The sequence below is a fragment of the Haloferax massiliensis genome (assembly GCF_001368915.1).
Classification (GTDB): Archaea; Halobacteriota; Halobacteria; order Halobacteriales; family Haloferacaceae; genus Haloferax; species Haloferax massiliensis.
Genome location: NZ_CSTE01000002.1, coordinates 1,207,982 through 1,219,546 on the forward strand (window position 1 = coordinate 1,207,982; position 11,565 = coordinate 1,219,546).

The 11,565-nt window shown below is 66.0% G+C and carries 14 protein-coding genes; 8 read left to right on the top strand and 6 right to left on the bottom strand.

Annotated features, from left to right (window positions below; genetic code table 11):
• Positions 1-38: 38 nt before the first annotated feature.
• A complete protein-coding gene (locus tag BN996_RS10225; protein WP_089778754.1) occupies positions 39-614 on the bottom strand; it encodes a DoxX family protein in 576 nt (191 codons plus the stop codon).
• 116 nt (positions 615-730) lie between these two features.
• Between BN996_RS10225 and dph5 the strand changes: the two genes are divergently transcribed.
• Positions 731-1,537 (top strand): diphthine synthase, encoded by an 807-nt coding sequence (gene dph5, locus BN996_RS10230; protein WP_089778756.1) that lies wholly within the window; start codon positions 731-733, stop codon positions 1,535-1,537.
• A 57-nt stretch (positions 1,538-1,594) separates the two neighbouring features.
• Here dph5 and artA read toward each other — a convergent pair whose 3' ends face one another.
• Positions 1,595-2,515 (bottom strand): archaeosortase A, encoded by a 921-nt coding sequence (artA, locus tag BN996_RS10235; RefSeq protein WP_089778758.1) that lies wholly within the window; start codon positions 2,513-2,515, stop codon positions 1,595-1,597.
• Between the two features lie 159 nt (positions 2,516-2,674).
• Entirely contained in the window at positions 2,675-3,454 is a 780-nt protein-coding gene (locus BN996_RS10240; RefSeq protein WP_042662690.1) for a VOC family protein, read from the bottom strand.
• A 135-nt stretch (positions 3,455-3,589) separates the two neighbouring features.
• Here BN996_RS10240 and BN996_RS10245 point away from each other — a divergent pair, with 135 nt between their 5' ends.
• Positions 3,590-5,032, top strand: a complete 1,443-nt coding sequence (locus BN996_RS10245) for an MATE family efflux transporter (RefSeq protein ID WP_089778760.1) — start codon at positions 3,590-3,592, stop codon at positions 5,030-5,032.
• Between the two features lie 39 nt (positions 5,033-5,071).
• Here the strand turns inward: BN996_RS10245 and BN996_RS10250 are convergent, their stop codons facing one another.
• Both BN996_RS10250 and BN996_RS10255 read right to left on the bottom strand, forming a co-directional pair.
• Positions 5,072-5,563 carry a TIGR04206 family protein gene (locus BN996_RS10250; protein WP_089778762.1) on the bottom strand — a complete coding sequence of 164 codons (492 nt, stop codon included), beginning with the start codon at positions 5,561-5,563 and terminating at the stop codon, positions 5,072-5,074.
• Entirely contained in the window at positions 5,560-6,669 is a 1,110-nt protein-coding gene (locus BN996_RS10255) for an OBG GTPase family GTP-binding protein (RefSeq protein WP_089778765.1), read from the bottom strand. The genes BN996_RS10250 and BN996_RS10255 overlap by 4 nt, the downstream gene beginning before the upstream one ends.
• Before the next feature lie 156 nt (positions 6,670-6,825).
• Between BN996_RS10255 and BN996_RS10260 the strand changes: the two genes are divergently transcribed.
• The 6 genes from BN996_RS10260 (at position 6,826) to BN996_RS10285 (ending at position 10,887) form a co-directional block, all read left to right on the top strand.
• Positions 6,826-7,029: a VNG_1110C family protein gene (locus tag BN996_RS10260; protein ID WP_007275040.1), complete on the top strand. Its 204-nt coding sequence runs from the start codon at positions 6,826-6,828 to the stop codon at positions 7,027-7,029.
• 45 nt (positions 7,030-7,074) lie between these two features.
• Positions 7,075-7,440 (top strand): DUF7541 family protein, encoded by a 366-nt coding sequence (locus BN996_RS10265; protein ID WP_089778769.1) that lies wholly within the window; start codon positions 7,075-7,077, stop codon positions 7,438-7,440.
• A 90-nt stretch (positions 7,441-7,530) separates the two neighbouring features.
• Positions 7,531-7,890, top strand: coding sequence for a DUF6684 family protein (locus BN996_RS10270; protein WP_042662693.1), 360 nt, complete (start codon positions 7,531-7,533; stop codon positions 7,888-7,890).
• A gap of 98 nt (positions 7,891-7,988) precedes the next feature.
• Positions 7,989-9,746, top strand: a complete 1,758-nt coding sequence (locus BN996_RS10275; RefSeq protein ID WP_089778771.1) for a cbb3-type cytochrome c oxidase subunit I — start codon at positions 7,989-7,991, stop codon at positions 9,744-9,746.
• Between the two features lie 430 nt (positions 9,747-10,176).
• Positions 10,177-10,428: a DUF7520 family protein gene (locus tag BN996_RS10280; RefSeq protein ID WP_042662686.1), complete on the top strand. Its 252-nt coding sequence runs from the start codon at positions 10,177-10,179 to the stop codon at positions 10,426-10,428.
• A gap of 54 nt (positions 10,429-10,482) precedes the next feature.
• Entirely contained in the window at positions 10,483-10,887 is a 405-nt protein-coding gene (locus BN996_RS10285; protein ID WP_042662685.1) for a universal stress protein, read from the top strand.
• Here the strand turns inward: BN996_RS10285 and BN996_RS10290 are convergent.
• Positions 10,884-11,564 (bottom strand): thioredoxin family protein, encoded by a 681-nt coding sequence (locus BN996_RS10290; protein ID WP_089778773.1) that lies wholly within the window; start codon positions 11,562-11,564, stop codon positions 10,884-10,886. The two genes, BN996_RS10285 and BN996_RS10290, sit on opposite strands and share 4 nt — an antisense overlap.
• Position 11,565 lies beyond the last annotated feature (1 nt).

Genomic DNA, 11,565 nt, shown 5'->3' on the forward strand with positions numbered 1-11,565 from the left:
GCGGAGGACGGTGAAAAAGCGGTCGCCGGTGCGGGGAGTCAGCCCATGACGAGGCTCATCCACCGATTGCGCCGCACGAACTCCATGTTCTCCAGGTAGGCGTCGACGCCGAGGATGCGGCCCGCGCCGAACGCGCCGAGACCGAACAGCAGCACCGCGTAGACGATGTGGTCGTCGACGACCCAGCCGTGGGCCAGCGGCAGTCCCGCGAGGATGCCGCCTTCGAGCGCCGCCGCCCAGTAGAACAGCATCATAACCGCGCCCCAAAAGGCGCTGAAGCGGACGAACGCGCCGAGGATAATCGCCAACCCGGCCAGCGTCAACCCCCACATGTTTAACATGTCGATGAGCGGACTTCCCGCCATCGAACTCCACAGTCCCATCAGAGGGTTCCCCTCGGGTATCGCGTTAGCGAGGTAGCCCGCCGCGGTCCAGTTGTTCGAGGGGTCCGCATCCAGATAGGTTACGAGCTTCGTGATGCCGCCTTGGAACAGCGTCCACCCCATCACCACTCTGAGCAGGAACAGCGAGTAGCCGACCCAGCGCTCCGAGTAGTCGAACCGTACCGGCCGCCCGAACAGCTCCGTCTCTAGCGTACGACTATCGGTTGACATACAGAGGTAACATTTTCCGTCAAACTACAATAGTGTGTTGGGTAATCTCACACAATGGGGTCGGCCGTCTCACCGGAGGTCACGCCGCTTATCACCGCCCGCGACAGAACACGGACATGCTCACGTTCATCGGACTCGGCCTGTACGACGAGCGCTCCGTCACCGTCGAGGGGCGGGAGGCGCTCGCGGACGCCGACCGCGCGTTCGCGGAGTTCTACACGAGTCACCTCGTCGGCGCGACCGTCGAGGAGCTCGAAGCCTACCACGACATCGACATCGAGGTCCGCGACCGCGCCGGCGTCGAACAGGACCCCGGGCCGATACTCGACGCCGCGGAAGACGAACACGTCGCGTTCCTCACCGCCGGCGACACGATGATTTCGACCACCCACGTCGACCTCCGACTCCGCGCGGAAGACCGCGGCATCGAGACGCACCTCATTCACGGCGTGACCGCCCAATCGGCCGCCAGCGGCCTGACGGGGCTTCAGAACTACCGCTTCGGGAAGGCCGTCACGCTCCCGTTTCCGTACGTCCACGGCGGCGACCCGGTGCCGAAGAGCGTCGTCGACTCCCTCGAAGCGAACCGCGACCTCGGCTTACACACGCTCGTCTACCTCGACATCAAGGTCGACTGGGAGGGTCGCCGCGGCGTCGAGGTCGACGGCGACCAGTACATGACCGCCGACTACGCGGCGGAACTATTCGCCGAACACTGGGACGGCGACGCACTCGGCGTGGCGGTCTGCCGGGCGGGGAGTCCGGAGCCCGTCGTCGCCGCCGACCGGCTGTCGGCGCTCGCGGAGCGCGAGTTCGGCGACCCGCTCCACATGCTCGTCATCCCCGGCGAGGTCCACCACGTCGAAGCCGACGCGCTCTCGGCGCTCGGCGGCGCGCCCGAGGAACTGTTCGACGAGAGCTGAGCGGAAGAGGGGTCCGACGACGACTGACCGGGAGACGACGGGAGAAAAGCGAGCCGGTTACGCCCGCCCGTCGAGCCCTAACTCGCTTTTGAGGTCGTACTCCTCGCCGGTCACCATGTAGAGCACGTCCTCGATGACGGTGAGCAGTTCCGGCACTTCGTGGACGACGAGGTAGGTGATGCCGACGAGCGCGACGACCGCGAGCGCCTGGCTGATGATGCGGTCGGAGATGAAAAACGACACCATGTACGGGTCCGACGAGCCGAAGAGAAACAGGATTTCGTCGACGAACAGCTGGAAGTACTGGTTGCCGACCGAGATGGAGATGAACGTCGTCCGAAGCAGATTCAGCGCGTAGATGATGGGGACGGCGATGGCGAGGCCGCGAAGCTTCCGTCGCATCGGGGCCTCGACGGCGGCGATGAGGCCGACGAAGATGGCGATGCTCCCGAGTCCGGTGCAGGCGAGGACGACGGAGATTTCGATTCGGTGAGAGCCCTGCATCCACAGGAACGTGTTCAGATACCCCTGATCACCGAGAATCATCTGCGGCGAGTAGCCGAGCAACTCGGTGAGGAAGCGCGTCTGTGCCGCGACGGTCTCCATGAGGACGCCGCGAGGCGCGGGGACGGTCGCCCCGAAGAGCGTAAACGCGGGAATCGTCTCGAACGGGAGGTAGACCACGCCCATGGCGGCGACGGCGCGAGAGAGGACGAACAGCGTGTCGCGGCCGTTGTAGAGGAGCCAGCCGGTGTACAGCGACGCCGGGACGGCCGCGATGGTCAATAAGCCCTCGATGTAGCTCTTGTGGACGAGCGTGAAATGCGGGATGAGCTGGAGCCAGAAGAGAGCGAACAGCACCCACGCGGCAGTCATCACCCGTCGCCCGAGTTCGCGGTCCCGCCCGTTTGCGACCGCGCCGGCGACGAAGGTTCCGATGGCCACCCACGCGAGGACGTCGGAGAGGAGACCGGGCATACGTATTGGATGCGGTGGACCGATTAAATCCCTTGTCGTTCCGTGCGCCGACTTCCGGGGCGGCCGGCGGCCCGAACTCACGGCACCGCCGCTGTGCGGACAGTCGGCAGCGGCGAAAAATCGGGACGCCGGGGGCCGGGACGTCAGGACCGAGGCGGCTTATTCCGGCGACTCGAAGTCGGCCGGGATGACTTCGATTTCGTGGCCGTCGGGGTCCTTCGTGAACGCGAACATGTCGTCGCACGACTCGGGGTCGCGGTAGTCGTCGGCCTCGCGCTCCATGAGCGTCTCCCAGTAGTCGTGGAGGTCGTCGGCGCTGACGGCGAGGTGGCCCCACGCGTCGCCCATCTCGTAGCTCCGGCCGTCGTAGTTGTAGGTGAGTTCGACGGCCATCGCCTCTTCGGCCGCGCCCTCGGGCTTCATGAAGTAGTTCGCGAAGGTGTCGGATTCCCAGCGGCCGGTGTGCTCGTAGCCGAACTTGCGGGTCCAGAAGCCGAGCGCCTCGTCGGCGTCCTCGACGCGAATCATGGTGTGGTCGAGGCTCCACTTCGCGCCGTGGTCTCGCTTGACGATTTCGACCTCGTGGCCGTCGGGGTCCTTGACGAACGCGTAGCGGCCGCCGCAGGACTCGGGGTCGCGGTAGTCCTCGACGCCCTCGTCCATGAGCTGCTGGTAGGAGGATTCGAGTTCGTCCTCGGGGACGCGGACCGCGATGTGACCCCACGCGTCGCCCATCTCGTAGGTGTTGTCGCCGTGGTTGTAGGTGAGTTCGAGGACCGCGCCCTCCTCGTGGAGGTCCTCGGGGCCGAGGTAGACGTTGGTGAACGTGTCGGCCTCCCAGCGACCCTTCTCCTCGTAGCCGAGGTGAGTCGTGTACCAGTCGAGCGACTCCTCGAGGTCTTCGACGCGAATCATCACGTGGTCGAGGGTTCCGGACATATCCGACAGATGTGTCGCGCCGGCGAAAAACGTACCGAACGCGGAACCCACCGTCGATGGTTGTCACACGCCGTCTACCGGAACTTTCCGACCGTTGCGTGGTGCATAAGTACTACCCGGAGGTACGGTTCAGCAGTGTTCCCGGTCCCCAACCCCGTTCGACTCCTCATCCTCGGCATCGGGCTGGCGCTCGCCCGAGTCGGTCTCCTCGACCGCGAGCGCGCCGTCCGCATCGCCGACCTCTCGTGGCCACGCATCGTCACCGGCATCGCCCGGATGTCGAAGAACGCCGTCGACGTGGCGATGGTGGGTATCGCCTCGGGGACCGTCGCCATCACCGGCGTCGGGTTCGCCGGGCCGTACTGGGGACTGGCCTTCGCGCTCGGCGGCGGCATCGCGGGCGGGACCATCGCACTCGTCTCCCAGCGCTTCGGCGCGGACGCGATGGACGAATTGGGGCTCGCGGTCCGGTCGAGCGCGCTGTTGACCGTCGTCGCCACGCTCCCCGTCACGGCCGTCTTCTGGCTGTTTCCCACCGAGCTCATCTCCGTCCTGAGCAGCGACCAAGGAGCCATCGAACTCGGCGCGGCGTACCTCCGAATCGTCGGGCTCGGCGTCCCCTTCGCCGGCCTGAACCTCATCGGGAGCCGCGTCCTCGTCGGCACCGACGACGCGTACACCGCGATGATTCTCCGCGCGAGCGGGGCGGTCATCAACATCGCACTCAACGCGGTGCTCATCTTCGGCCTCGACCTCGGCGTCGAGGGCGCGGCGCTCGGGACCGTCCTCTCGAACGTCGTCGTCACCGGCGCGTTCGCGCTCGGCCTCTCGCGGGGGTCGCTCCCCGGCGTCGGCGCGTTCCCCGTCGTCGTCGACCCGTTCGGCCCCTTCCTCGACACCGAGACGATACGCGACCTCGTCAAAATCGGCGTCCCGGTCATGGGTCGAAGCCTCGTCTGGACCGCCGCCGAGTTCCCGATGCTCGCCATCCTCGACAGCTTCGGCCCGGACGTGGTCGCCGCGTTCGTCATCGTCCGCCGCATCTGGGGGCTCATGAACACCCCCGGCTGGGGCTTCGGGCTGGCGTCGTCGAGCCTCGTCGGGCAGGCGTTGGGCAAGGACGACGAACGGACCGCCGAGGCCTACGGCAACGAGGTCATCCGATACGCCGTCGCCACGTACCTCATCTCCGCGGCGCTCGTGGCGGTGTTCGCCCGGCCCATCGTCCTCGGGTTCGTGGACGACCCGGCCGCCCCGGCGGTCCCCATCGCTATCGACCTCGTCTACGTCGCCTGCCTCGCCGTCATCTTACAGGGCGTCTCCGGCGGCTCAGCGGGCCCGCTCGACGCCAGCGGCGACACGCGCTGGACGTTCGGCAGCCAGTTCGTCGGGATGTTCCTCGGGTCGATTCCGCTCATCTACATCGGCTCTGTCACCTCGCTCGGGCTCACCGGGCTCTATCTGGCGTTCCTCGCCGAGACGACGATTCCGGCGGTGCTGAACTACTACCGGTTCAAAACCGGGACGTGGAAGGCGGTGAGTCGGAGCTACCGACCGAAGACGGCGGCTGACGACTGAGCGAGGCGACGGGCGCGTCGTTCGGTTCTGTGATGTCGCTCAGCGCGAGGAGCCGCCGGCGTCGCGCTCGCCCGCGCGTGACCAATACAGGAACCCCGCCACGGCCCACAAGAGGACGGTCCCGACCGGCCACGCGGTTCGACCGGGTTGGACCGAAAAGCCGCGGGCGACCTCCAACTGGGTCACGCCGGCGAGGATGAGTCCGGCCGCGGTGAGTCGAACGTCCTCGCGGCCGAACAGAACGCCCGAGAGCGCGCTCGCCAGCGCGACGACGTAACAGGCGACCCCGACCGGCCACGCGAGGATGTAGTCCGGCAGCCCCATCGTAAACCGCAGGAAGAAGTCGGTGATGGTGGTCACGCTTCCGGTCGCGGAACCGACGAGGCCCCACGGGAACAGGAGCGTGGCGCTCCCGGCGGTGAACGTCTGGACGGACCACGGAACGAGACCGAGGACGGAGACGAGGAGTAACTGGAGACGGCGGCGCGCGGGCGACCGCGAGGCCGACCGGGCCGCCGGGTCGGTCGTCACCGCTGGGCGATGATGCGGAGCACGTCCTCGTCTTCGAGGACGTGGTCGCGGCCGACCTGCTGGTCGTCGTGTTTCGCGCTCGGGCCGGAGACGCGGGCGAACCGGAACCGCTCGTCGAGCTTGGCGCCGAGTTCGTGGATGGCGTCGTCGATGGTGTCGCCCTCGCGGAGGACGAGCGGCTCGTCGTAGTCGACGCCGCGGCCGGGTTTGTCCATGTAGATGCGGATGAGCCCGAGGGCGTCCCAGATCTCCTCTTTGAGCGCGTCGAGGCCCTTCTCGGCCTCGGCGCTGATGAACGTCACCTCGTCGGGGTCGAGGCCGACCTCGCGGAGGTTCTCCTCGACCGTCGGGAGGTAGTCCTTGTCGATGAGGTCGGCCTTGTTGACGGCGACGATGGACGGCAGGTACACCCGGTTTTTCATGATGCCGTCGACGAGTTCGTCGATGGTCGTCTCGCCGCGGAGCGTCACCTCGGCGTTGACGAAGCCGTGCTCGCGGAGGATGCCCTTGATGGTCTCCTCTTCGAGGTCGACGCTGTCGCTTTTTGTCACGTTGATGCCGCCTTTGCCCTTCTTGTTGATAGAGAGGTTCGGCGGCGACGTGTCGAGCCGAATCTTGTTGTTGTAGAGCTCCCGTTGCAGTCGCTCGTAGCGCTCGATTTCGAACACCGAGAGCATGAATACGACGAGGTCGGCGGTGCGGACGACCGAGAGGACCTCCTTGCCGCCGCCGCGACCGCCCGCGGCCCCCTCGATGAGGCCGGGCACGTCGAGTATCTGGATGTTCGCGCCCCTGTACTTCAGCATCCCCGGGTTCACGTTGAGCGTGGTGAACTCGTACTCGCCGGTCTCGCTGTCGGCGTTGGTGAGCGCGTTGATGAGCGTCGATTTGCCGACGCTGGGGAAGCCGACGAGCGCGACCGTGGCGTCGCCGGTCTTCTCGACGGCGTACCCTTGGCCGCCGCCGGCCGAACTCTGGTTTTCGAGTTTCTCTTTCAGTTCCGCGAGTTTCGCCTTCAGCCGACCGATGTGCGCCTCGGTCGACTTGTTGTACGGCGTGTTAGATATCTCCTCGCGGATATCTTCGATCTCCTCCTCCAGTCCCATCGTCAACAGTTCCGCCGCGTCCGTCGAAAAACCCTTTCCTTCCGCGCGGCGGGTCCGCCGCGTCGACGCGTCGGGTGTCGAGGTAGTCTCGCGTGTGTGAAGAGGCGAGTTTCGGCACGGTTATACACGACCCCTTCGACCGCCCGATGAACACCGATGCCCGACCCCCGAACGCTCCGCGACAGCACGCAGATCGTGCTCCCCTGCGACCTCTTGGAGAGCGTGCGCGACGACCTCGAATCGGAGTTCGTCGTCTCGGTCCACCGAGCGAACGGCGAGACGTGCCGAATCATCGGCAGTCCGGTCGAGATTCGCGCGGTCAGCGACTTCCTCGCTCGGCAGGGCATCTCCCTCCGCTAGTCTCGGTTCCGAAGGGCTTGTTACCACACAGTCCAACGGACGCGTATGGACGAAGCGCCGGGACTCTCCGACCAGTACCGCACGGCCAGTCCGTGGCCCGTGTTCATCGCGCTCGGGATTCCCATCTCCGAGTTGGGCCTGTTGTTCGACCTGTTTCCCCTCGCCGTCGGCGGGCTGCTCCTGTTCGGCGGGAGCGTCGTCGGCATCCTCAAGGAGTCCGGCTACGTCACCTCGACGATCCGCTCGGTCTCCGCGCTCGCCGCCGTCCTGTTCGCGTTCGGCGCGGGGCTCGCGTTCACCGACATCGCCCTCGTGACCCGCGGCTACGCGGTCATCGCCGCCGCGATTCTGCTGGTGGTCGGCGGCGTCGTCTTCGAACTGTTCGTCCGCGAACAGCGACAGACCTTCTGACCGCCGCGGACGACCCCGCGGCGCTCCGACTCGCCTCGACCGGACGCGAAACCAACAATCTATTTGAACGGCGTCCCCGAGTGTCTCGATATGGCAACCAAGACGTTCGACAAGGAGACCATCCTCGACCTCACGGTCAACATGGTTCCGCTGGCCATCATCCTGTTTTTCGTGGTGGCGTTCACCTTCGTCAATCCGTTTGGGTTCGAATCGCTCACGTCGGGGCTGCAGTACGCGCTCCTCATCGCGCCGTTCGTACTGCTCGCCGCGCTCACCTACCTCTCTGGGAAGGCCATCGCGGGCTCCGAGAAGGAAGGCACCGTCTACGCGCCGGGGCAGGCGACGGTTCCGGGCGCGAAGCCGCTTCACGAACAAGAGAGCGAGGAGGCGGCCGAACTCGAAGAATCGCCGGATGACGACGCCGTCGAAGCCGCGGACGAGACGGCTTAAAGCACCTCGAATCGCAGGGCGGTCCCGAATCTTTCATTACCCTGCACTACTCAGGCACTTCCATGGAGGTTAACGGACAGTTAGCACTGACGGTGCTCATGGGGGTCTTCCTCATCGCCGTCGCCGCGTGGCTCGCGCGGGTCGAAGACTGGCGGTCGTACACCCCGCTCGCGGGCGGAGGCACGGTCGGCGGTACCGCAGAGCAGTACGTCTCGGAGGAGAAACCATCCGGGGTCATCCGTTGGTTGACGACGGTCGACCACAAGGACATCGGGATGCTCTACGGCGCGTACGCGCTCGTCGCGTTCGCCGTGGGGGGTCTCATGGTCGTCCTGATGCGGATTGAACTGGCGGACCCGTCGATGACGCTTATCTCGAACACGTTCTACAACTCGTTGCTCACAAGCCACGGGATTACGATGCTGTTCCTGTTCGGGACGCCCATCATCGCCGCGTTCTCGAACTACTTTATCCCGCTTCTCATCGGCGCGGACGACATGGCGTTCCCGCGTATCAACGCCATCGCCTTCTGGCTCCTACCGCCGGCGGCGCTGCTCATCTGGGCCGGGTTCTTCCCCATCCCGGACGTCATCCCGGCGCAGACGGCCTGGACGATGTACACGCCGCTTTCGGCCGGTGTCGGGTCCGGCAACCAGGTGAACGCCGGCGTCGACCTGATGCTCCTCGGCCTGCACCTCTCGGGTGTCTCGGCCACGATGGGCGCGATCAACTTCATCGCGACCATCTTCACGGAGCGCAACGAGAAGGTCTCGTGGGCGAACCTCGACATCTTCTCGTGGACGATTCTGACCCAGTCCGGTCTCATCCTCTTCGCGTTCCCGCTTCTCGGTAGCGCGATTATGATGCTGCTTTTCGACCGGAACTTCGGCACGATGTTCTTCGATGTCGACGGCGGGGCGATTCTGTGGCAACACCTGTTTTGGTTCTTCGGCCACCCCGAAGTGTACATCCTCGTGTTGCCCCCGATGGGTATCGTGAGCCTCGTGCTCCCCCGCTTCGCGGGTCGTCGGCTCTTCGGGTTCAAGTTCGTCGTCTACTCCACGCTCGCCATCGGCGTCCTCTCGTTCGGCGTCTGGGCGCACCACATGTTCGCCACGGGCATCGACCCCCGGCTCCGCGCCTCGTTCATGGCCGTCTCGCTGGCCATCGCGATACCGAGCGCGGTCAAGACGTTCAACTGGATCACGACGATGTGGAACGGGAAGATTCGCCTCACGACGCCGATGCTGTTCTGTATCGGCTTCGTCTCGAACTTCATCATCGGCGGCGTGACGGGCGTCTTCCTCGCGTCGATTCCGGTGGACCTCGTGCTCCACGACACCTACTACGTCGTCGGGCACTTCCACTACATCGTCATGGGAGCCATCGCCTTCGCCGGCTTCGCCGGGCTCTACTACTGGTACCCCATCTACACCGGCCGGATGTATCAGGTCACGCTCGGTAAGTGGCACTTCTGGCTCTCGATGGTCGGGACGAACCTGACGTTCTTCGCGATGATTCTGCTCGGCTACGGCGGGATGCCGCGTCGCTACGCGACCTACCTGCCGCAGTTCGCGACGCTGCATCAGGTCGCCACGGTCGGCGCGCTCATCCTGCTCGCCGGCCAGATCATCTTCGTCTGGAACTTCGTCCAGTCGTGGCTCGAAGGCCGCGAAATCGAAGACGGCGACCCGTGGGACCTCGCCGACGACGACCTCGTCACCGCCGAGTGGACCTGGTTCGAACGCAAACTGGAGACGGCCGTCACCGACGGCGGCGAAGACGAGACCGACCTCGCCACCGACGGCGGGCGGACGGTCGACGACGCGGAGGCGGACTCCGCGGACGACGCGTAACCGACGCCGCTCGACGGCGATTCGGTCGCGGTTCATTTTTCGGACGCTGGTTTCGAGAGCGAACGCGCCCGACGACGCCGGCAGTCCGTGCTCGCCGCCGGTGTCGGTCGCTCGCGTGCGTCACGGAGTCCGTCCCGTCAAAGCCGCCGCTCACGAGCGACGGTGACCGCGGCGGAGAGAAGCGACCGCTCTCGGTGGCGGCGACGCAGAAAACCGGAGAGAACTCAGACGACGAGGAGGATGCCCGTCGCGAACATCAGTACCGCGATGGCCCCGAGCACGAGTCCGAGGATATCCGTATCCGACATACCTCACTGTTTGCGCGTGCGGCCAAAGGTGCATCGGTACGCGGACGGGGACGCCGACACCGACCCCCACTGCGACGAGGCGAACGGAAACCCCTAACAGCGTCCGTCCCCGAACGTGAGCCGTGAGTTCGAACGTCGGCGGTCACCGCTTCGTCCTCGGATTGTACGCCGCCCTCGTCGCCGTCGCCGGGGCCGCGGGCTACCTCACCGGAACGTTCGTCTCGGGACTCAGCGCGCCGCGGTTCCTCTTTCTGGTGCCGTTTCCCCCCACGCCCGTCGGCTTCGCGGCCTACGGCGCGCTGACCATCGCGCTCGTCCTCGGCGCTCCGCTCGCGCTCGTCGTCTACGTCTCGGCGGGACTCGACGACGCCTAATTCAGCATTATCGTTCAACACAAATACTAATATCCACTACCGGGACGTGGTAGTATGTACCACGTTGTAATCGGTATCGACGACGACGCGGACCACGCGCTCGCGTGCGTCGAAGAGGTCGCGAAACTCCCCGGCGACCCCGGCGAGAAGGAGGTCACACTCATCCACAGTTTCACCGACAACCCGAGCGGGGCGTCGGCGACGCAGATTCACTCGGTCAGAAAGGCGGGCGAGTTCCTCGAAGACCGCGGTATCGAGTACGACGTCAACGAGTCGTCGGGCGACCCCGCGGAGGTCATCATCGAGTTCGCCGACGAGGAGGACGCGGACCTCATCGTCACCGCCGGGCGGAAGCGCTCGCCCGCGGGGAAGGCGCTTTTCGGGAGCGTCACCCAGACGGTGATTCTGAACTCCGACCGGCCCGTCATGGTGACGGGCTCGACGAAGCGGAAAAGCTAGTAGACCCGGTCGAGGACGGCCGCGACCTCGTCGGGGGTCCGGCGGCCGGACGCTCGTTCTCGCAGTTCGCCGTCCCGAACACACAGGAGCGTCGGTGCTGACTCGACATCGAAGGACCGGCAGAACTCGTCGGCCGCTTCGCCGTCGACGCCGGCAGTCGCGACCCCGCCGGGGACGCGGTCGAGAATCGCGTCGAGGTCCTCCTTCATCGCGTCGCAGGGCTCGCAGAAGCGCCGCCACACGAGGACGACGGCGTCCGGGTGTGCGTCGAGGTACGATTCGAAGGAACCGTCGTCGAGTTCGTCGAGCGCGCTCGGCACCGGCGACGACGGGGTCATCTCGACGAGCAGCCCCGCCATGACGAAAAGCAGGTCCCGCTCGACGGGCGCGTCGAGAAACGACTTCGCCGCGAGGTACGCGACCACGTCGGCTCTGGTGACGCCGAACTCGTCGAGTCGCGCCTCGACGTTCTCGGGGGCGACGCCGAAGAGGTCCGAGACGGTCTGGTGGAACTCCTCGGTCGAAACCGCCCCGTAGATGTCGTGGTAGACGGCGAGCGTCTTCTCGAACTCCGCCGTGGTCGACAGCGTCCCGTCCGGCGCTTCGTCGACCGCGCCGGCCTCGATGAGCGTTTCGAGCGCCGTCTCGGGGTCGGCGTCGGCGTCGGTCGCGGCCATC

Coding starts and splice junctions, on each gene's coding strand:
- BN996_RS10225 (WP_089778754.1), bottom strand. CDS start 614: ATGTCAACCGATAGTCGTACGCTAGAGACGGAGCTGTTCGGGCGGCCG.
- dph5 (WP_089778756.1), top strand. CDS start 731: ATGCTCACGTTCATCGGACTCGGCCTGTACGACGAGCGCTCCGTCACC.
- artA (WP_089778758.1), bottom strand. CDS start 2,515: ATGCCCGGTCTCCTCTCCGACGTCCTCGCGTGGGTGGCCATCGGAACC.
- BN996_RS10240 (WP_042662690.1), bottom strand. CDS start 3,454: ATGTCCGGAACCCTCGACCACGTGATGATTCGCGTCGAAGACCTCGAG.
- BN996_RS10255 (WP_089778765.1), bottom strand. CDS start 6,669: ATGGGACTGGAGGAGGAGATCGAAGATATCCGCGAGGAGATATCTAAC.
- BN996_RS10260 (WP_007275040.1), top strand. CDS start 6,826: ATGCCCGACCCCCGAACGCTCCGCGACAGCACGCAGATCGTGCTCCCC.
- BN996_RS10265 (WP_089778769.1), top strand. CDS start 7,075: ATGGACGAAGCGCCGGGACTCTCCGACCAGTACCGCACGGCCAGTCCG.
- BN996_RS10270 (WP_042662693.1), top strand. CDS start 7,531: ATGGCAACCAAGACGTTCGACAAGGAGACCATCCTCGACCTCACGGTC.
- BN996_RS10275 (WP_089778771.1), top strand. CDS start 7,989: ATGGGGGTCTTCCTCATCGCCGTCGCCGCGTGGCTCGCGCGGGTCGAA.
- BN996_RS10285 (WP_042662685.1), top strand. CDS start 10,483: ATGTACCACGTTGTAATCGGTATCGACGACGACGCGGACCACGCGCTC.
- BN996_RS10290 (WP_089778773.1), bottom strand. CDS start 11,564: ATGGCCGCGACCGACGCCGACGCCGACCCCGAGACGGCGCTCGAAACG.